The following is a 19,341-nucleotide window of genomic DNA, read 5'->3' on the forward strand; positions in this document are numbered from 1 at the left end:
TCGGGCAGCTAGTCGGGCACTGAGCGCAGCAGGTCGGCGAGCTCCTGCTCGTCGGGCAGCTCGGGGCGCACCGTCTCACCGGTGCCCGCGTAGTAGAACGCGCCGTCGACCATCGCGGGGTCCAGCCCGCGCAACCGCGCGAACGCCACCCGGTATGCCGCCAGCTGCAGCGACCGGGTGCGCGCCAGCTCGCCGGTGGGCTTGGCGCCGGTCTTCCAGTCGACGATGGTGAAGCCGCCACCGTCGGCGGGCGGGCGGGCGAACACCGCGTCGATCCGCCCACGGACCGCAATCCCGTCGATGACGGTCTCGAGGGCGATCTCGATCTCGGCCGGTGTGCGGTGCGCCCACTCGCTGGCCAGGAACCGCTGCTTCATCGCGGGCAGCTCGGCGTCGTCGGCAGGATCGTCGTCGGCGCTGCCGGGCAGGTCGAGGACGTCGACCATCGCCGCCCGGGCGAAGTGCTGCTCCACCCAGGCGTGGAACGCCGTCCCACGCCGCGCGGCCAGCGCCGGGGCTTCGGGCATCGGACGGCGCAGGGCCGTGGCGAACCGCACCGGGTCCTGGGCCAGGGAGACCACTGCCGACGCCGACAGGTGACGAGGCATCAGCACGGTGACGTCGCCCCGCTCGGCCAGTCGGCGCCGCTCCTCGAGCAGCAGGTCGATCTCGTCGCTCTGGCTAAGGGCGGTGCCGGGCACAGGGAAGGCCGGCTGCTCCATCGCACCCGACCCGGCGGCATACGACGCCAGGGCGGCGCGCACCGCGGCCGCGCCCTCGGTCACCACGGCGCGGCGGTCGCGCAGCGGGTCACCGGGCCACAGATGGGCTTCGCCGTCCTGGGCGCGCGGACTGAGCGCCTTGCCGTGGGGGTCGGGGTCGGGCATCGGCGCCCACTCCCGGACCGTGATGGGCAGCGCCGCGTCGGGGTCGACGACCTGCATCAGGAACCGCGAGGTGACCCGTGGGGTCGTCGCGTCGGCCCAGATCGGAGCCGTGAGCAGCATCGCCTTGCGGGCCCGGGTGAACGCGACGTACGCCAGCCGGCGCTCCTCGACGACGCCGTACTCGCCGGCATCGAGACGGAACGCCTTGACGCGGTCCTCGAGATCCTTCAGGTCGGGGGCCGTCTGCCAGTCGAGGACGGGCAGCCCCTCGCGGTCGCCACGCAGGCCGAACGGGATGCCCGCCTGCGACAGCCCGCCGGTCCAGGCCTTGTCGGACGGCGTCCTGACGACCCAGTCGCTGCCGTCGTGGCTGCTCTGGCTCTGGGCGTGCGCGGGGAAGGACGCCTCGGTCAGCCCAGGCACCGCGACGACGTCCCACTCGAGTCCCTTGGCCGCGTGCACCGTCAGCACCTGGACGGAGCCGTCGGCCGCGGTCTCGATGTACCCCTTGTCGAGGCCGCGTTCCTCCTTCAGTGCCGCGGCGAGCCAGGCGAGGAAGCCACCGAGGGTCGGGCGGTCGGCACTGACCGAGAAGCCGGCCGCCACGTCGGCGAAGGCGTCGAGGTGCGCTCGGGCGGACTCCGTCGAGTCGTACTCGGGCCGGGTCAGCACCTCGATGTCGAGACCGAGCGCGCGCTCCGCCTCGCCCACCAGGTCGGCCAGCGGGAGCGACGTCAACCCGCGCAGCCCGCGGATGGTGGCGCCCAGCTCGGCCAGCCGCTCCCGGGCGGTGGGTCCGATCCGCTTGCCGTCGTAGCTGACCCAGCCGGGTCGGGGCAGGGCATCGATGGCTTCGACGATGCTGGCGTTCTCGGCGCTGTCGGGGGCCTGGTCCGTCGGCCTGGCCACAGCCCCCGGCTCGGCCCCCAGGTCGACGCCGGGGCCGTCGTCGTCGAGGTCGGCCTCGGCCGGCGCGGCGGGCAGGCCGAGCCGGAGGCGCTGCTGCTCGCGCGCCCAGGCGGCCAGCCCGTCGAGGTCGGCCGGACCGAGGCGGCACAGTGGCCCGGTGAGCAGCCGCATCAGCTGGTCACCCCGGGTCGGGTCGTTAACCGCGTGCAGGAGGGCGACGACGTCCTGCACCTCGGGCGTGATCAGCAGCCCACCGAGGCCGACGACCTCGTAGGGCAGGTCGGCGTGCTCGAGGGCCGCGATGACCGGCCCGAACTGCGAGCGCTTGCGGCACAGCACGGCGAACGACCGCGCGACCCCGGCCTTGCGGTGGCCGGCCACCCAGTCGGCCACCAGGGCAGCCTCGTCCTCGATGGTCTCGACCCGCGCCACGTCGACGACGCCTCGCCCGGCGTCGGCGCGCGGGCTGAGCTCGAGGACCGTGATCCTCGGGTCGTCGCGGAGCGGCTCGGCGACGGCATTGGCGACCTCGAGGATGGCCCGGTCGTTGCGCCAGCTCGTCGACAGCGGACTCTCGGCGGCGGGCACGCCGTCCTGGGGGAACAGCCTCGGGAAGTTCTTGAGCGTCGTGGCACTCGCCCCACGCCAGCCGTAGATGGACTGGTTGGGGTCGCCGACCGCGGTGACCGGGACCGGGACGCCCGGGGCCACGAAGAGCGCCCGCAACAGCTCGAGCTGGGCCTCGGAGGTGTCCTGGAACTCGTCGAGCAGCACCGCCTTGAACCGCGCGCGCTCGATCTCGCCGATGTCGTCGAAGTCCCGGGCCAGCCGCGCCGCGAGGGCCATCTGGTCGGCGAAGTCCATCGCGTCGCGGCGCTTCTTCAGGGCGAGGTACTCCTCCACGATCGGCATGACCGCGGCCTTGGCCCGCAGGGTCGCCCGTAGCTCCTTGACGCCCGCGGGCATGCCGCCGCGGTTCGTGCCCGCCGGGAGGGAGTCGATCCGGGCGACGACCTCGTCGAGGTATGCCGTGACCTCACCCGGGGTGCGCAGGTGCTCGGCCAGCTCGCCGGCGAAGTCGACGACGGCGGCCTTGACCGTCGACTCCTTGTTGGTGACCTCGCCCATCGGTCCGTCGTAGGCATCGACGACCTCCGAGGCGTACTGCCACGCGGCCGCCTCGGAGAGCAGCCGCGAGTCGCCCTCGTAACCGAGGCGCAGCGCGTGCTCGCGCACCAGCCGGCCGGCATACGAGTGGTAGGTCGAGACGGTGACCGTGCCCCCGAGGGTCTCGGCGCCGCTGCCGTCGTCGCTCGCCGGGGTCCACAGTCCCTCGAGGCGAGCGTGCCGCAGCTGGGAGTTGATCCGGTGGGCCAGCTCGGTAGCCGCCTTGCGGGTGAAGGTCAGGCCCAGCACCTGGTCGGCGTCGACGAGGCCGTTGACGACGAGCCAGACCACCCGGCCGGCCATCGTCTCGGTCTTGCCGGAGCCGGCCCCGGCGACGACGAGCATCGGCTCGAGCGGCGCCTCGATGACGGCGGTCTGTTGCGGTGTCGGCGGCGGCTTGTCGAGCCGCTTGGCGATCTCGGCCGCGCCGAGCAGCTGGCTCACAGGACGCGCCCCTCGGGCCAGGCCGGGCAGCAGGACCGCACCGGGCAGGTCGAGCACAGGTCGTTGACGGTGGCGGTGAAGGTGGCCCCCGCCATGCCCTCGGCCGTCCGCGCGACGAGCTCGGCCGCCCACGAGGGGTGCTCGGCCTCGGTGAGCGGGGGTTGTTCGTTGAGCGTGACGCCCTGGTTGGCGGCGGCTCCCAGCTGCAGCAGGGCGGCGCCACCGGACTCGGTGCCGAACTCGGCCAGGGCTCCGGCATCGACCCCCAGCTGGTAGACGCCGAGCTGCGGGTGCGTGGGCAGGTCGGCCTTGGTCACCCGGCCGCTGCCGGTCTTGTAGTCGACCACCCGCAGCCGGCCGTCGGGAAGTCGCTCGAGGCGGTCGATCGAGCCCTTGATCTCGGCCCGACCCAGGACGACCCGCAGGTCCACCTCGGCACCGAGCTTGACCCAGCCCCGGTCTCGCGCGAGGTCGAAGTAGGCGGCGAGTCGGCGGGTCATGTCGCGCGCCTCGGCGCGCTTGCGGTCGGAGATCCAGCCGTCACGCATGCCGAGCCGACCCCACCGCCGGTCCACCTCGGCCGCAAGGTCCGGCGCCGGGGCGTCGCCGAGGTCGTGCGCGATCTGGTGGACCAGCGTGCCGACGTCGGCCGCACCGATCGACGGGCCGTCGCCACCGACCGAGGTCAGCAGCCACTTGAGCCCGCACTTCTGGAAGTTGTCGACCCTGCTCGGGGAGACCCGCACCACGGCATCCCCCTCACGCAGCGGGCGGTCGTCGGTCAGCGTCCGCATCACCCACCACCGGTCGGGGTCGGCGCCGTCGACGCCAGCATCGGCGAGGCGGACCAAGGCGCGGACGGACTCGCGGCGGACCTTCGCAGAGGGGGACAGGAGCAGCCGGCGCTGCTGGGCGACGACCGCCGGCAGGGTGAGCGTCTCGGGCACCGTGTCGAAGCCCCGCGAGCCGTCGTCGGCGACGTTCGTGGGCTCGGGATCGAGGACATCGAGGTAGACGGACGGCTGCTCGTCGTCGCTGCGGACCGCCGTGACCATGACGTGCTCGCGAGCCCGGGTGAGAGCCACCAGGAAGGACCGGGTCTCGTCGTAACGCACCGCCGCCTGCGCCCCGCGGAAGTTGGTCGGCCGGCCGGACACTCGGTTGACCAGGGCCTCGGAGCCGAGCAGCGAGCCGCGCAGGCGCAGGTCTGGCCAGACGCCCTCCTGCACTCCGGCGACGGCCACCAGCCGCCACTCGCGGCCGGCGGCTGCCTGCGGGGTCAGCACGGTGACCGACTCGCCGACCGGTGACCGGGCGACCAGCGTGTCGCCCGGGATGTCCTGGCTCTCGATGTGGGTGAGGAACTCCTCGGGGCCGGCCTGCGGCAGCCGGTCGGCGAACTTGGCGGCGGCGTCGAACAGCCCGACCACGGCGTCGAGGTCGCGGTCGGCCCGGCTGGCGCCGTGCCCGCCGGCGAGCGCGATCCCCTGCCACTCCTTGGCCAGGCCGGTCGCCGACCACATCTGCCACAGCACCGACTCGGCAGTCACCCCGGGTGCCCAGCGGCCGCTGGGGCCGCCCTCACCGACCGCAGCGGCCCGCAGGCCCGCGGCCAGGATCGCCGCGACCCGTCGGGCCGGGCCCGCCTCGGGGCCGAGCTCGAGGAGCGTGGCCGGGCGGACCAGCGCCTCGGCGAGCAGCTCGTCGCTCGTGCGACCGCCACCCGCGTCGAGCTCCTCGCGACGCAACGCCCGACGCAGCCGTCGCAGGGTGACGGCGTCGCACCCCCCGAGCGGCGAGGTGAGGGCGTCGACGGCGACCTGGGGGTCAAGCAGCTCGCGCTCGCCCTGGGCCAGCTCGAGGGTCATCCGCAGCAGCGCCAGCAGCGGGCGGACCGCCACCTCGTCACGCACCGGCAGGTCGGTCGCGTTGCCTGCCACCGGGACGCCGGCTGCCATGAGCACCCGCCGCAGTGTGGCGGTCCGACCCTGCCCGCGCACGATCACCGCCATGTCGGACCACGGCATACCGTCGCGCAGGTGGGCCGCCCGCAGCCGGGCAGCGATGGTCGACGCCTCCTGGCTGACGGCCCGCAGCAGCATCACCTCGACGGTGCCGCCGGGGCGACCGGGCTGGGCCTGACGCTGCGCACCACCGCCGAGCGCCGCGATCTTGGGCGTCAGCCGCGCGGTCGCCTCGACCACAGCGGCCGGGAGCCGGTATGCGGTCGGGAGCACGAGGGTGGGTCCGTCGCCGAGGGTGTGCCAGCCGTCGGCGAGGAAGCGGGGATCCGCCCCGCGGAAGGTCTGCACCGCCGCATCCGGGTCGCCGAGGAGCACCATGTCGATACCCGGCGCGACCACTCGGCGCAGCAGGCGCACCCCAGCCGCCGTGAGCTCCTGGGCATCGTCGATGACGATGAGCCGCAGGCTGTCGTGCAGGCGGGCAAGGGCCTCGGGCTCCTCGTCGAGCAGGTCGGCCGCGGCGCCGAGGATCCAGGCCGGGTCGTAGGCGCCGGGCGCCGAGAGCGCCGTCACCTGGTCGTACTCGGCGAGCACGTCGGCCGCAGCCTCCCACTCCGGGCGGCCGTACTGGGCGCCGAGCCGGCGCAGGTCGTCGGGCTCCAGATCGTGCTCGACGGCGCGCATCAGCAGGTCGCGCAGCTCGCCGCGGAAGCCCCGGGTGCCGAGCGCCAGCCGCACGCGCTCGGGCCAGACAGGGCCCGTGCCGAGCTCGGCATGGCCCGCGAGCAGCTCGCGCAGGATGACGTCCTGCTCGGGCCCGCTGAGCAACCGCGGCGTCGGGTCGCCGCGCAGGGCGGCGGCCTGGCGCAGGATGCCGAACCCGAAGGCCTGGTGGGTGCGGGCCAGCGGCTCGGTGGAGGTGCGGCCGAGGCGGGCCGTCACGCGCTCGCGCAGCGACCCCGCGGCCGTGCGCGAGGACGTGAGCACGAGGCACTGGTCGGGTCTGGCCGCGCCCGACTCGACCCGGGCGACGACCAGCTCGATGGCCGTGGTCGTCTTGCCCGTGCCCGGGCCCCCGAGGACCCGCAGGACGCCGCCGCGGTGGGCGAGCGCGGCCTGCTGGACCTCGTCGAGCGGCGGCACGTCGGCCACCACGCTCGGGGCACGGCGGAGGATCAGCACGGGGCCGATTCCATCACCACGGACCGACATCGGCACGGCCGACCTGCCGGGCAGGCGACGCCGGCGCCACCGATGGCTGCCGCGCGCATCAGCTCCCCGGCCGCGCCGCGCCGGACCAGCGGGCGCGCGCGAGGTCGACCCGGCGGCCGTCGACCTGCCCGCGGACCAGCGGCGTACCCTCCTCGCGGTAGTGCGCCAACGCCTCGTCCTCGAGTCCCTGCGGGAAGTGGCCCCCCGCCCGGAGGACCCGCCACCACGGCACGTCGGAGCCGTACCGCGCCATGACCGTGCCGACCCCGCGGGGGCCGCCACGCCCGAGGAGCTCGGCGATGTCGCCGTACGTCATGACCATCCCCTCGGGGATCTGGTCGACGACCTCCAGCACGTCGTCGGCGAAGTCGCTCGGCAGCCCGAAGTCCCGCCCGTCGCTCACCATGGGCCCTCAGTAGGTCGGGAGGCTGGGGTCGACGTCGCGCACCCACGCCAGCACGCCGCCGGCGAGGTTGGAGACGTCCTGGCGCCCGGTCGCGGCCAGCAGTCCCGCGGCCTCGGCCGACCGAACCCCGGACTTGCAGTGCAGGACGACAGGTATGCCGCGCGGCAGCGCGGCTGCGGCTGCCCCCGACCGGAACTCCTCGAGGTGGATGGCGCGCGCCCCCGGAATCGAGACGACCTCGCGCTCCCCCGGCTCGCGTACGTCGACCAGCTCGAACTCGGCCTCTCCCCGGTCGCGGGCCGCCAGCATCGACGCGAGTTCGACCGCCGTCACCTCGGCGAAGCCGGTGCCGCCGGTGACGTCGACGCCACCGGCGGTGGCGGACGCAGCGTCGGAGGCACCCGGCATACCGCAGAACTCGTCGTAGTCGACCAAGGTCGTGACCGTCGGCGACTCACCGCACACCCGGCAGGCCGGGTCGGCCCGCACGGTCAGCGAGTCCCACGTCTGTCGCAGCGAGTCGTGCACGAGCAGGCGCCCGACCAGCGGGTCACCCTGGCCGGTGATGAGCTTGATGGCCTCGGCCACCTGCACCGAGCCGATGGCGGCGCAGAGCACCCCGAGGACGCCGCCGGTGGCGCAGGAGGGGACGGCGTCGGGCGGCGGTGGGTCCGGGAACACGCAGCGGTAGCAGGGCCCCACCCCCGCGAACCACACCGACACCTGCCCGTCGAACCGGTAGATCGACCCCCAGACGTGCGGCAGCCCGAGCAGGACGCACGCGTCGTTGACGAGGTAGCGGGTGGCGAAGTTGTCGGCGCCGTCGAGGACCACGTCGTAGTCGGCGAGGATCTCCAGCGCGTTGGCCGACGTGAGTCGCACGTCGTGGCGCACGACGGTCACGAGCGGGTTGATGCCGGCCACCGTCTCGGCCGCGGACTCGGTCTTGAGCCGCCCCACGTCGGCCACCCCGTGCACCACCTGGCGCTGCAGGTTGGACGCGTCCACCACGTCGTCGTCGACGACGCCGATCGTGCCCACCCCGGCAGCGGCGAGGTACAGCAGGGCCGGTGAGCCCAACCCGCCAGCGCCGACCACCAGCACCCGCGCGTTGACCAGCCGACGCTGGCCCTCGAGACCGATCTGGGGCAGCAGGATGTGGCGGGCGTAGCGCGCCTTCTGCGGCGCCGTGAGCGCAGGCCCGGGGGCGACAAGCGGCGGGATGGCCATGTGAGTCACGTTACTCACCCGTACGATGGCAACGACACCGCAGTCAGGCCGACCACCGAACGCCGACGAACGAACTGAGAGGCCCCATGGCGCTCCGCACCGCAGACCCGCGCACCGACGCCAAGCAGCCCGGGCAGCGCATGCCGCGCTCCGCCCGCCGCGCCCAGCTCCTGGAGGCGGCGCAGGCGGCGTTCGTCGAGTCCGGCTACCACGCGGCCGCGATGGACGACATCGCCGAGCGCGCGGGGGTGTCCAAACCCGTGCTGTACCAGCACTTCCCCGGCAAGCTCGAGCTCTACCTCGCGCTGCTCGACAAGCACAGCGAGGGGCTCGAGAAGCTCGTCCGCGAGGCCCTCGAGTCGACCCACGACAACAAGGAGCGGGTGTACGCCGCGATCAACGCGTACTTCGACTTCGTCTCGCGGGACGGTGCGGCGTTCCGGCTGATCTTCGAGTCCGACCTCACCAACGAGTCCGCAGTCCGCAACCGGCTCGACGCCGTTGGCCTGGTCTGTGCCGAGGCGGTCGCCGAGGTCATCGCCGAGGACACCGGGCTCACCGACGAGGACGCCTCCCTGCTCGGCATGGCCCTGACCGGGCTCGCGCAGGTCAGCGCCCGGCACTGGCTCGCCCAGGGCTCCGAGGTCCCCAAGGACGAGGCGGCCCGGCTCGTCGGCGCGCTGGCGTGGCGTGGGCTGGGCTCGTTCCCCAAGGTGGGCGGGGAAGGTTCCCAGGACCCCGCTCGTTAGCCTTCAGCGAGACACCCGCGCGCGCCCGTATGCCGCGCGGCCACCCGAACAGAGAGGTACCACCGTGGAGGTCAAGATCGGCGTGCAGAACGTCGCTCGCGAGATCACGTTCGAGACCGACGCGAGCGCCGACGAGGTCGTCAAGGCCGTCAGCGCCGCCGTCGAGAACGGCACCGCGCTCACGCTGACCGGCGAGAAGGGCCGCCAGCTCCTCGTCCCGGCCGGCGTCCTCGGCTACGTCCAGCTCGGTGAGACCGAGAAGCGCGGCGTCGGGTTCGGCAACATCTGAGGACGCTGTCCAGCCCTTCTCAACCCGGCTGACCTGCGCGTTTGTTGCCGGGTGGGTGTCGAGGCCGGCGCCCGGGTTGTTGTCACACCGTGACCATCCTGAGTGGCGGCTGAGCGTGCACTGAGGAACAAAAGCGTGTTGAGTGAGGTCGTCCGGGCCGGTCAACGGCCCCTCACCCGAGCGCGGCTCCCGCGCGGAAGGAGTGCACAAGATGATCGGAACGATTATCGGCGCCATCATCGGTGGCCTCATCATCGGAGCGCTGGCCCGGCTCGTGCTGCCAGGCAAGCAGAACATCTCCGTGTTGATGACCATCGTCCTCGGGGTGCTGGGCTCGCTCATCGCCTCGTGGCTGGTCTACCAGCTCGGTTACAACAACTCCAACGGCGGTTTCAAGATCATCCCGTTCCTCGTCGGGATCGTCGTCGCGGCGATTCTCATCGTCATCTACGGCAACGTCGCGGGAAAGCGGAACACCAGCGCCTGACCTCACGACGAAGGGCCCCGTCGCAGACGGGGCCCTTTCGCGTGCTCAGGCAGCCAGGCCGAGGCGCCCCATCCGACGGGTGTGCTCGTCGGTGAGCCGGGCGAACATCCGGCCCAGCTCGGCCAGGTCGGCGCTGGGGCGGTCGGAGCTCCCGACCCCGCCCACGAGCAGCGAGGCCAGGGCGTCCCGCTCGACGGCCACCTGCTGGGCCTGTGAGAGCGCCTCCCCCACCAGGCGCCGCCCCCACAGGGCGAGCCGGCCGGCGATCCGGGGGTCCTCCTCGATCGCCTCACGGACCACCTTGACGACGAATTCGGCCTGGCCGACGTCCTCCATCGCCGAGTGCACGAGGGCCTGGGTCGAGGGGTCCACGTAGGCCGCGATCTCGCGGTAGAAGTCGGTTGCGATCCCGTCCCCGACGTACGCCTTGACCAGGCCCTCGAGCCACGTGCTGGGCCTGGTGCGCTCGTGGAACGCATCGATCGGGGCGATGAACGGCGCCATCGCGGCCTCGGCGTCGATGCCCATCGCGTCCAGCCGCGCCACGAGGATCTCGTAGTGCCGGAACTCGGCCACGGCCAATCCGGCCACCGATGCCTTGAGCGGCTGGGACGGCGAGAGCTCGGAGTCCCCTGCGAGCCGGGTGAACGCGGTGAGCTCTCCGTAGGCCAGCACCCCGAGCAGGTCGGCCACGGCGTCTCGGTACTGCGGGTCGGCGAGCCAGTCGTCCTGGGTCATGGCGCCCACCCTATAAGCGCCTCGAGCGCCGCAATGCCGGGCTCGCAGCCCCGTCCCGCTAGACTGGGGTGGTCAAAGGTGCCCGGTCGGCACGAACCAGCTGCGGATCTGCTCCGCGCCCCTTTCCTGAAAACCTCCGATCGGCCCGCTGCGCGATGGCCTCCCGCCCACCGGGAAGGCCCCCGATCGAGAGAACTTCATGACTGACTCCACCGCGACTTCTGACGCGACAACGCCCCCCGCCCCCAGCTTCGCCGACTTCGACGTCCACCCCGACATCGTCGGTTCACTGGCTGACGCCGGCATCATCACCCCGTTTCCGATCCAGGCGATGACCCTGCCGGTCGCGTTGGCCGGTCACGACATCATCGGGCAGGCCAAGACCGGCACCGGCAAGACCCTCGGCTTCGGCGTCCCGATGCTCAACCGCACCGTGGCGCGTGGCGACGCCGCCTGGGAGACCTTCCCGTATGCCGGCAAGCCCCAGGCGCTCGCGGTCGCCCCGACCCGAGAGCTCGCCGTCCAGGTCTCCAGCGACCTCGAGCGGGCTGGCAAGCGGCGCGGGATCCGCGTCCTCACCGTCTACGGTGGCCGCGCCTACGAGCCGCAGATCGATGCGCTCAAGAACGGCGTCGAGGTCGTCGTCGGCACGCCGGGTCGGCTCATCGACCTGGCCAAGCAGGGCCACCTCGACCTCTCCCACGTGAAGTCGGTCGTGCTCGACGAGGCCGACGAGATGCTCGACCTGGGGTTCCTCCCGGACGTCGAGAAGCTGCTGGCCCTGACCTCCGCTTCCCGCCAGACCATGCTGTTCTCGGCGACCATGCCGGGCGCGGTCGTCGCGCTCGCCCGTCGCTACATGAAGCAGCCCACGCACATCCGCGCGATGGGCGACGACCAGGAGAACGCGCATACCGTCAAGGCCGTCGAGCAGTTCGTCTACCGCGCCCACGCGATGGACAAGGTCGAGATGCTGGCTCGCATGCTGCAGGCCGAGGGCCGTGGCCTGACCATCATCTTCAGCCGCACCAAGCGCACCGCCGCCAAGGTCGCCGACGACCTGATCGACCGCGGGTTCGCCGCCGCCCCGATCCACGGAGACCTGGGCCAGGGTGCCCGCGAGCAGGCGCTCCGAGCCTTCCGCAACGGCAAGGTCGACATCCTCGTCGCCACCGATGTCGCGGCTCGTGGCATCGACGTTGACAACGTCACCCACGTCATCAACTACCAGTGCCCCGAGGACGAGAAGACCTACCTCCACCGCATCGGGCGCACGGCGCGGGCGGGCAACACCGGCATCGCGGTGACCTTCGTCGACTGGGACGACCTGCCGCGCTGGGGCCTGATCAACAAGACCCTGGACCTCGGCATCCCCGAGCCGGAGGAGACCTACTCCTCCTCCGACCACCTCTACGAGCAGCTCGACATCCCGCGCACGGCCAAGGGTCGGCTCCCCAAGTCGGCACAGACCCGTGCGGGCCTCGACGCCGAGGTGGTCGAGGACCTGGGCGAGACCGGCAAGTCGGGCGGACGTCGCCCTGCTGGCGCCGGTCGCCCTGCTGGTGGTGGTCGCGACTCCCGCGGTGACCGTGGTGGGCGCGAGGGTCGCGAGGGCGGCAACCGCAGCCCCGAGCGGCGCAGCGACAGCGCCACCGCGCAGGCCGGCGAGGGCAGCACCGGTCCGCGTCGCAACCGCAACCGGCGGCGCACCCGCGGCGGCGAGACCAGCCAAGCCTGACTCCTGTTGGGTCAGGTCGGCAGGGGTCGGTTCACCCGCAGGAGGTAGTGCAGCGGGTCGTCGACCGGGTTGTCTGGCGTCAGGTCGCCCTGAGCCACGCGCCGAAACCCGGCCTTCTCCACCGCGCGCCACGACGCGAGGTTGGCCGCGACCACGGACACGAGGATCGCCGGAGTGTCCGGCAGGTCCTGCCAGGTGCGCTCGACCATTGCCGAGATCATCGCCGAGCCGAGCCCCTGCCCCAGCCTGGTCGGATCGCCGACGAGGTAGTCCAGCGTCGCGGCGCCCTCGGGCACCTCGGTGAGCGACGAGAAGTCGGCGAGGTTCTCGGCATACGCCGCCACCCGCGAGCGCTGCACCAGTCCGAACGGTTCACCGTCGAGCATCGCCAGCCAGTCCTCGCCCGGTTCCACACCGTCGACCGTGGGCCCGAAGTCCCGCTCGAGCGCCTCCGCAGTCCACTCGTGGTGCCACCACCGGGCGACCGGTGGCGACGCCAGCCACGCCGCGAGCAGCGGGAAGTCGGCACGCGTCAGCCGGCGGAAGGTCACCCGTGACGACGCGACCACCGGGGACCCTCAGGCGTCGATGGTGGCGGTGTCGATCACGAAGCGGTAGCGGACGTCCGACTTGACCACGCGGTCGTAGGCCTCGTTGACCTGGTCGGCCGAGATGGTCTCGATCTCGGCGGCGATGCCGTGCTCGGCGCAGAAGTCGAGCATCTCCTGGGTCAGGGCGATCCCGCCGATGTTGGACCCGGCGACGACCTTGTCACCGCCCACGACGGCGCTGAACGGCAGCAGCTGCGGGTTGCCGGGCAGCCCCACCGTGACGAAGGCGCCGAACGGCTTCACCAGCGAGAGGTATGCCGCGAGGTCGAGGTCGGCGCTCACCGTGGACAACACGAGGTCGAACTTGCCCTGGAGGTCCTCGAAGGTGCTCGCGTCGCTTGTGGCGCGGTAGTCCCGGGCACCGAACCGCCGGCCGTCCTCCTGCTTGGACAACCCCTGGCTGAGCACGGTCACGTCGGCGCCCAGTGCGGCGGCGATCTTGACCGCCATGTGCCCCAGGCCGCCCATGCCGACCACGGCGACCTGCGCACCGGGCTGGGCACCCCAACGCCGCAGCGGCGTGTAGACCGTGATGCCCGCGCACAGCAGCGGAGCCGCCACGTCGAGGGCGAGGCCGTCGGGGATCCGCACGGCGAACCGCTCCGTGACGACGATGCTCTGGCTGTACCCACCGAGGGTCGTCTCGCCGTGGAGGTCGACATCGCCGTAGGTCCAGACCGTCTTGGCCTCGCAGAAGTTCTCGTGACCGTCGACGCACTGGGCGCAGGTGCCGCACGAGTCCACCATGCAGCCGACGCCCACGCGGTCGCCGACCTGGAACTTCGTCACCTTCGCCCCCACCGCGCTGACGACTCCGGCGATCTCGTGCCCGGGCACCATGGGGAAGGTCGCCTCGCCCCACTCCTCGCGCACCATGTGGATGTCGCTATGGCAGATCCCGGCGAAGGCGATGTCGATGGCGATGTCGTCCGGTCGCAGGTCGCGACGCTGGATCACGGTCGGGGCGAGCGCGGCGCCGGCGGACGGCGCTGACAGGGCTGCGGTGCTGGGCATGGTGGGCCTTTCAGAGCAGGGCGTTCAGAACTGGGCGTTCAGAGCTGGGCGTTCAGAGCTGGGCGGACAGGGCGGCGGCCACCTCGCGGTAGGCCTTCGCCCCCTTGGAGGACCGGGAGGTCGAGAGGATCGAGCGGCCGACCGCCGGCGCCTCGGCGAAGCGCACCGTCTTGGGGATCGGGGGCTCGAGCACGGGCAGGCCGTAGCGCTCACCGACGTCGGCGAGGACCTCCTGGGCGTGGTTGCTGCGGCCGTCGAACAGGGTGGGGAGGATGCCGATGACCCGCAGGTCCTTGTTGAGGATCTTCTGCACGTCGGCCACGGTGTCGAGCAGCTGGCCGACGCCGCGGTGGCTGAGCATCTCGCAGGGCATCGGGATGATCAGGCCCTGGCTGGCCGTCAGCGCGTTGAGAGTGAGCACCCCGAGGCTCGGCGAGCAGTCGAGCATGATGACGTCGTACTCGGCGCGGACCTCCTCGAGCACGCCGCGCAGGATGTACTCGCGACCGGGCCGGGGCAGCAGCTGGGCCTCGGCCCCGGCGAGGTCGATCACGCTGGGCACGAGGTCGACGCCGTCCTCGCAGGCGACCCGCACGTCGGCGATGCTCGCCTTGCCGAGGAGCACCTCGTTGACCGAGCCGTCGACCGCGTCGGGGTCCACCCCGAGGCTGAACGTCAGGCAGGCCTGGGCATCGAGGTCGACGAGCAGCACGCGCTTGCCCTGCTCGGCGAAGGCCGCGCCGAGCGAGGCCACGGAGGTCGTCTTCGCGACGCCGCCCTTCTGGTTGGCGACCGAGATGACGGTGGCCGGCTTCGGGGTGGTGCGTGCCAAGGCGGCGCCTTTCACGAGTGCGGGGGTGCCGGGAGCCCGCTCAGTCTCTCAGGTCGCCTCGTGGGACCGCGACCGGTGCCTCCAAGGCAGCCCAGCCGGACTTCTCCGGGCCGGCAGCCTGACCGGCCGGGCAGTGCGCCCGGAAGTCGCACCACTGGCAGAGCGGACCGACCGAGGCGGGGAAACGGCCGGAGTCGGTGCCGAACTCGGCGTAGTCCTGCTCGGCGCGGCGGGCGTCGCGGGCGATCGACTCGGCCTCGTCGATCTTGCGCTTCAGGGAGTCGCCGGTGTGCTCGTGGACCGCGACGGAGCCGCTCGGGAGGTGGTGCAGCTCGACCCGCACGCAGCGGCGCCGGAACATCTTCCACGCGGCCGCGGCATACAGCGCCAGCGGCAGGGACGTGCGGGCATCGTCGTCGGTCGGCGCCACCCGGCTCGTCTTGTAGTCGACGACGGCCAGACCGTCGGGCCGATCATCGAGGCGGTCGACGCGGCCTTGGAGGGCGAGCACCGAGGTCTTGAGCGAGACCGTGCGCTCGATGCCCAGCGGCTGCTCACCGGGGTCGACGTCGTGCAGGTATGCCGTGACCTGGTCCTGGGCGCGTGTGCGCCACTCGAGCGACTGGGCGACGTCGCGGAACCCGGTCTCGATCCACGAGGTGCGGACGAGCTCGGCGCCGGCCTGCGGCGTGCGCTCGCCCGGCGCGAGGTCCCACCAGTCGCGCAGGGCGTTGTGGACGGCCACCCCGACCGACGTGTGGGCTCGTTGTGACCGGGCAGCGGGAGCGGGCCGGTCGAGGTACTGCATGCGGTAGCGGCGGGGGCAGTCGACCCAGGCGAGCAGCCGGCTGGGGCTCGCCCGGAACAGCCGCCGCGGCATACCGGCGAGCTCGGTCTGCACGAAGGCCTCGCGCGTGCTCTCGCGGGTGGTCGGGCTGCTCACGTCGCCACCCTAGGCACGGGCACTGACGAAGGCCCGGATGCTGTCGGCCACCATCTGCACGGCGATCGCCGAGAGCAGCAGCCCCGCGATGCGGGTGATCAGGACCGTGCCGCTGTCCTTGAGCACGCGGTGCACCTGTCCGGCGAAGCGGAAGAACAGCCAGACGACGACCATGGTCGCGATCAGCGCGAGACCCACGGCCATGTACTCGCTAAGTCGGTCGGAACGCTTCACCGCGAGCATCGTGGCCACAATCGCGCCAGGCCCTGCGAGCAGCGGCGTCCCCAAGGGCACCAGCGCGACGTTCACCCCGGCGTCGGCGTGCTGCTCCTGCTCGGACCCGGTGAGCAGCTGGAGTGCCACGAGCAGCAGGAGCAGGCCGCCGGCGCCTTGCAGCGCGGGCAACGAGATGTGCAAGGACGTCAGCAGCTGCTGACCGAAGACGGCGAACACCACGATGACGCCCAGGGCGACCAGCGAAGCCCGTCGGGCGGCCGCGATCTTCTGGCGCTGCGTGAGCGACCCCGTGAGCGCGAGGAAGATCGGCAGCGCGCCCGGAGGATCCATGATGACGAGCAAGGTCACGAACACGGACGAGAACATCTGCAGGTCCAGGAGGCTGCTCACGGGCGCACCACCTCGGTCCCGCTGCTCGCCTGGGACTCGATCTGCGCCAGCACCGCAGCCGTCGTCGTGTTCTCGCCCAACCGGTTCTCCTTGCCTGTGCCGTGGTAGTCGCTCGAGCCGGTGACGAACAGCCCGAGTCTCGATGCGAGCGCCTCGGCGTGCGCACGCTCGGCCGGCCGGTGGTCGCGGTGGTACGCCTCGAGGCCCGCCAGCCCCGCCTCGGCCATGTCCTCGATGACGGCGTCCTCGACGGTCCAGCCACGCGCGTTCGCGAACGGGTGGGCCATGACGGGCACCCCGCCGGCCTGGCGCACGAGCTCGACGGCGTGGATCGGGTCGGGCGCGTAGTGCGGGACGTAGTACCGACTGCCGCCCCGCAGGATGTCGCGGAAGGCCTCGTCACGGTTGCCCACGTACCCGTTGGCGACGAGGACATCGGCGATGTGCGGTCGCCCCAGCGTCGCTCCCTCGCCTGCCAGCGACCGCACCTGGTCCACCGAGACGGGTATGCCGTCGTCGGCCATCCGCTCGACCATGCGCTCGATGCGCGTCTCGCGCGAGTCCCGCGCGTGCTCGAGCTCGGCGAGCAAGGCGGGTGCGTGCGGGTCGACGAGGTAGCCGAGCAGGTGGACGCTGACCCCGCGGTGCGAGCACGAGATCTCCACCCCGCGGACCAGGTCGACGCCGACCTCGTGAGCGGCGGCGACGGCCGCCGGCCACCCGGCATACGTGTCGTGGTCGGTCAGCGCCACGACGTCCAACCGGGCCCGCGCCGCCGCGGCGACCACGTCGGCCGGGGGCTCGGTGCCGTCGCTCGCGGTGGAGTGCGTGTGCAGGTCGATCATGGCGGCCCCAGCCTAGGGCCGGGGCGGCGCCGTCTCGCGCACCCCGCGCACCCTGGCTGTGAGGGAACCCACGCGCTGCAGCCATGTCCCTGGCCCGATCGGCTCGGCAGGATGGGGCACATGCAATTCGGACGCAGCTATGAGGAGTTCGAGGTCGGCGCGGTGTACAAGCACTGGCCGGGCAAGACGGTGACCGAGTACGACGACCACCTGTTCTGCCTCCTGACCATGAACCACCACCCGCTCCACCTCGACAGCAACTACGCCGAGAACACCACCCAGTTCGGCAAGAACGTCGTGGTCGGCAACTACATCTACTCGTTGCTGCTCGGCATGTCGGTGCCCGATGTCTCGGGCAAGGCCATCGCCAACCTGGAGGTCGAGTCGCTGCGCCACGTCGCCCCGACCTTCCACGGGGACACGATCTACGGCCAGACCGAGGTCCTCGACAAGTGGGAGTCGACCTCCAAGGACGACCGGGGCGTCGTGTCCGTCGAGACCAAGGGCTACAACCAGGACGGCACCCTGGTCTGCATCTTCCGCCGCAAGGTGATGGTGCCCAAGCAGTCCTACCTCGAGGCGCGGGGCGGGGAGCAGCCGGCCCGGCCCGAGCTCGCCGAACCCGCCACCAAGGACTGACCCACCTGGAGCCCGGTGACGCGCAGTGCTGCGCGGACTGCGCGGACTGCGCGGACTGCGCGAAGCTCACCACTAGGGTCGCCTCATGGCCGATTTCGTCGGGGCGGTTGACCAGGGGACGACGAGCACCCGCTTCATGGTGTTCGACCACGACGGCGCCGAGGTGGGCCGCCACCAGCTCGAGCACGAGCAGCTCCTCCCGCAGGCGGGCTGGGTCGAGCACGACCCGCTGGAGATCTGGGAGCGCACCCAGACCGTGATCGGCTCGACGCTCGCCCGGCTCAACCTCCAGGCGAGCGACCTGGCCGCACTCGGCATCACCAACCAGCGCGAGACCACCGTGGTGTGGAACCGCCGCACCGGCCGTCCGGTCCACAACGCCATCGTCTGGCAGGACACCCGCACCGACCGGATCGCGCGCGCCCTCGACCAGTCGGGCCGCGGTGACGTGATCCGCGAGCGCGCCGGCATACCGCCAGCTGCGTACTTCTCGGCGGGCAAGGTCCAGTGGATCCTCGAGCAGGTCGACGGAGCCCGCGCCGCCGCCGAGGCGGGCGAGCTGGCGTTCGGCACCATCGACAGCTGGCTGCTCTGGAACCTCACGGGCGGCACCGACGGCGGCGTCCACGTCACCGACGTGACCAACGCCAGCCGCACCATGCTCATGGACCTGAGGACGCTGGACTGGGACGACGAGCTGTTGGGGTTCTTCGACATCCCGCGCGGCATGCTCCCCCAGATCCGGCCGAGCTCGGACCCGAGCTTGTACGGCCTCACCCGGTCAGGGGGCCCGCTCGGTGGCGAGGTGGCGCTCGCAGGCGATCTCGGCGACCAGCAGGCCGCCACCGTCGGCCAGGTGTGCTTCAGTCCCGGCGAGGGCAAGAACACCTACGGCACCGGCAACTTCATGATCCTCAACACCGGCGAGGAGATCGTCCGCAGCGAGTCAGGCCTGCTCACGACCGTCTGCTACCAGCTCGGCACCGCAGCCCCGGTCTACGCGCTCGAGGGGTCCATCGCCGTCACAGGTTCTGCCGTCCAGTGGCTGCGCGACCAGCTGGGCATCATCTCCGGCGCTGCCGACATCGAACGACTCGCGAGCCAGGTGCAGGACACCGGCGGGCTCTACTTCGTCCCGGCGTTCTCGGGGCTGTTCGCGCCGTACTGGCGGCCCGACGCCCGAGGCGCCATCGTCGGCATGAGCAGGTTCAACACCAACGCCCACCTGGCGCGCGCGACGCTCGAGGCCATCTGCTACCAGACCCGAGACGTCTCCGACGCCATGACCAAGGACTCGGGTGTCGAGCTCGAGGTCCTCAAGGTCGACGGCGGGGTCACCGCGAACAGCCTGTGCATGCAGCTGCAGTCCGACATCCTCGGGGTGCCGGTGTCCCGGCCGGTGGTCGCCGAGACGACGGCGCTCGGTGCCGCCTACGCTGCAGGTCTGGCCACGGGCTTCTGGTCCGACACCAGCGAGCTCCGGGCGAACTGGCAGGAGTCGCGTCGGTGGTCCCCCACCTGGACCGCCGCGCAGCGCCGCGACGGGTATGCCGGGTGGCGCAAGGCCGTGGAACGCACCCTGGACTGGGTGGACGTCGACGAGGGATAGG

At 72.2% G+C, this 19,341-nt stretch carries 17 protein-coding genes; 6 read left to right on the forward strand and 11 right to left on the reverse strand.

All coding sequences use genetic code 11. The annotated features are described in order from the left end of the window. Positions 1-8 precede the first annotated feature (8 nt). From GKE56_RS09655 to moeB, 4 genes are all read right to left on the reverse strand, one after another. On the reverse strand, positions 9-3,464 hold the full coding sequence (locus GKE56_RS09655) for an ATP-dependent DNA helicase (RefSeq protein ID WP_230208875.1): 3,456 nt from the start codon (positions 3,462-3,464) through the stop codon (positions 9-11). After that, complete coding sequence (locus GKE56_RS09660; RefSeq protein WP_154684367.1) at positions 3,404-6,553, reverse strand: ATP-dependent DNA helicase; 3,150 nt, start codon at positions 6,551-6,553, stop codon at positions 3,404-3,406. Before GKE56_RS09660 ends, GKE56_RS09655 begins: the two co-directional genes overlap by 61 nt. A gap of 88 nt (positions 6,554-6,641) precedes the next feature. Further along, positions 6,642-6,989, reverse strand: a complete 348-nt coding sequence (locus GKE56_RS09665) for an MGMT family protein (RefSeq protein WP_154684368.1) — start codon at positions 6,987-6,989, stop codon at positions 6,642-6,644. A gap of 6 nt (positions 6,990-6,995) precedes the next feature. Next, positions 6,996-8,219, reverse strand: a complete 1,224-nt coding sequence (gene moeB, locus GKE56_RS09670) for a molybdopterin-synthase adenylyltransferase MoeB (RefSeq protein ID WP_154684369.1) — start codon at positions 8,217-8,219, stop codon at positions 6,996-6,998. 86 nt (positions 8,220-8,305) lie between these two features. Here moeB and GKE56_RS09675 point away from each other — a divergent pair, with 86 nt between their 5' ends. The 3 genes from GKE56_RS09675 (at position 8,306) to GKE56_RS09685 (ending at position 9,744) form a co-directional block, all read left to right on the forward strand. Then, on the forward strand, positions 8,306-8,968 hold the full coding sequence (locus tag GKE56_RS09675; protein WP_154684370.1) for a TetR/AcrR family transcriptional regulator: 663 nt from the start codon (positions 8,306-8,308) through the stop codon (positions 8,966-8,968). A gap of 64 nt (positions 8,969-9,032) precedes the next feature. Next, a complete protein-coding gene (locus GKE56_RS09680; RefSeq protein WP_154684371.1) occupies positions 9,033-9,257 on the forward strand; it encodes a DUF3107 domain-containing protein in 225 nt (74 codons plus the stop codon). Between the two features lie 211 nt (positions 9,258-9,468). Next, complete coding sequence (locus GKE56_RS09685; RefSeq protein WP_154684372.1) at positions 9,469-9,744, forward strand: GlsB/YeaQ/YmgE family stress response membrane protein; 276 nt, start codon at positions 9,469-9,471, stop codon at positions 9,742-9,744. A gap of 45 nt (positions 9,745-9,789) precedes the next feature. Here the strand turns inward: GKE56_RS09685 and GKE56_RS09690 are convergent, their stop codons facing one another. Then, positions 9,790-10,482: a ferritin-like fold-containing protein gene (locus tag GKE56_RS09690; RefSeq protein WP_154684373.1), complete on the reverse strand. Its 693-nt coding sequence runs from the start codon at positions 10,480-10,482 to the stop codon at positions 9,790-9,792. A 199-nt stretch (positions 10,483-10,681) separates the two neighbouring features. On the opposite strand from GKE56_RS09690, the gene GKE56_RS09695 reads away from it, so the two are divergent. Further along, positions 10,682-12,220 carry a DEAD/DEAH box helicase gene (locus tag GKE56_RS09695; RefSeq protein WP_154684374.1) on the forward strand — a complete coding sequence of 513 codons (1,539 nt, stop codon included), beginning with the start codon at positions 10,682-10,684 and terminating at the stop codon, positions 12,218-12,220. An 11-nt stretch (positions 12,221-12,231) separates the two neighbouring features. Here GKE56_RS09695 and GKE56_RS09700 read toward each other — a convergent pair whose 3' ends face one another. From GKE56_RS09700 to GKE56_RS09725, 6 genes are read right to left on the reverse strand one after another with little or no spacing between them, the layout of a single operon-like run. After that, on the reverse strand, positions 12,232-12,789 hold the full coding sequence (locus GKE56_RS09700) for a GNAT family N-acetyltransferase (protein WP_195908072.1): 558 nt from the start codon (positions 12,787-12,789) through the stop codon (positions 12,232-12,234). A gap of 9 nt (positions 12,790-12,798) precedes the next feature. Then, positions 12,799-13,845, reverse strand: a complete 1,047-nt coding sequence (locus GKE56_RS09705; RefSeq protein ID WP_154684375.1) for an NAD(P)-dependent alcohol dehydrogenase — start codon at positions 13,843-13,845, stop codon at positions 12,799-12,801. A gap of 52 nt (positions 13,846-13,897) precedes the next feature. Then, positions 13,898-14,677, reverse strand: a complete 780-nt coding sequence (locus GKE56_RS09710; RefSeq protein WP_154684376.1) for a ParA family protein — start codon at positions 14,675-14,677, stop codon at positions 13,898-13,900. A gap of 40 nt (positions 14,678-14,717) precedes the next feature. Next, positions 14,718-15,620, reverse strand: coding sequence for a PD-(D/E)XK nuclease family protein (locus GKE56_RS09715; RefSeq protein ID WP_230208877.1), 903 nt, complete (start codon positions 15,618-15,620; stop codon positions 14,718-14,720). A gap of 9 nt (positions 15,621-15,629) precedes the next feature. After that, a complete protein-coding gene (locus GKE56_RS09720; RefSeq protein WP_230208878.1) occupies positions 15,630-16,247 on the reverse strand; it encodes a MarC family protein in 618 nt (205 codons plus the stop codon). Further along, positions 16,244-17,092, reverse strand: a complete 849-nt coding sequence (locus tag GKE56_RS09725; protein WP_154684377.1) for a PHP domain-containing protein — start codon at positions 17,090-17,092, stop codon at positions 16,244-16,246. Before GKE56_RS09725 ends, GKE56_RS09720 begins: the two co-directional genes overlap by 4 nt. Before the next feature lie 111 nt (positions 17,093-17,203). Here GKE56_RS09725 and GKE56_RS09730 point away from each other — a divergent pair, with 111 nt between their 5' ends. Next, complete coding sequence (locus GKE56_RS09730; protein WP_370518372.1) at positions 17,204-17,731, forward strand: MaoC family dehydratase; 528 nt, start codon at positions 17,204-17,206, stop codon at positions 17,729-17,731. Positions 17,732-17,816: 85 nt separating this feature from the next. After that, on the forward strand, positions 17,817-19,340 hold the full coding sequence (gene glpK, locus GKE56_RS09735) for a glycerol kinase GlpK (RefSeq protein ID WP_154684379.1): 1,524 nt from the start codon (positions 17,817-17,819) through the stop codon (positions 19,338-19,340). The last annotated feature ends 1 nt before the right edge of the window (position 19,341 follow it).

This window comes from Nostocoides sp. HKS02 (genome assembly GCF_009707485.1).
Lineage (GTDB): Bacteria > Actinomycetota > Actinomycetes > Actinomycetales > Dermatophilaceae > Pedococcus.

What these genes read in the sequence shown, in the direction of transcription:
- GKE56_RS09665 (WP_154684368.1), bottom strand. Translation starts at nt 6,989, where the DNA reads ATGGTGAGCGACGGGCGGGACTTCGGGCTGCCGAGCGACTTCGCCGAC.
- moeB (WP_154684369.1), bottom strand. Translation starts at nt 8,219, where the DNA reads ATGGCCATCCCGCCGCTTGTCGCCCCCGGGCCTGCGCTCACGGCGCCG.
- GKE56_RS09675 (WP_154684370.1), top strand. Translation starts at nt 8,306, where the DNA reads ATGGCGCTCCGCACCGCAGACCCGCGCACCGACGCCAAGCAGCCCGGG.
- GKE56_RS09685 (WP_154684372.1), top strand. Translation starts at nt 9,469, where the DNA reads ATGATCGGAACGATTATCGGCGCCATCATCGGTGGCCTCATCATCGGA.
- GKE56_RS09690 (WP_154684373.1), bottom strand. Translation starts at nt 10,482, where the DNA reads ATGACCCAGGACGACTGGCTCGCCGACCCGCAGTACCGAGACGCCGTG.
- GKE56_RS09695 (WP_154684374.1), top strand. Translation starts at nt 10,682, where the DNA reads ATGACTGACTCCACCGCGACTTCTGACGCGACAACGCCCCCCGCCCCC.
- GKE56_RS09705 (WP_154684375.1), bottom strand. Translation starts at nt 13,845, where the DNA reads ATGCCCAGCACCGCAGCCCTGTCAGCGCCGTCCGCCGGCGCCGCGCTC.
- GKE56_RS09725 (WP_154684377.1), bottom strand. Translation starts at nt 17,092, where the DNA reads ATGATCGACCTGCACACGCACTCCACCGCGAGCGACGGCACCGAGCCC.
- GKE56_RS09730 (WP_370518372.1), top strand. Translation starts at nt 17,204, where the DNA reads ATGGGGCACATGCAATTCGGACGCAGCTATGAGGAGTTCGAGGTCGGC.
- glpK (WP_154684379.1), top strand. Translation starts at nt 17,817, where the DNA reads ATGGCCGATTTCGTCGGGGCGGTTGACCAGGGGACGACGAGCACCCGC.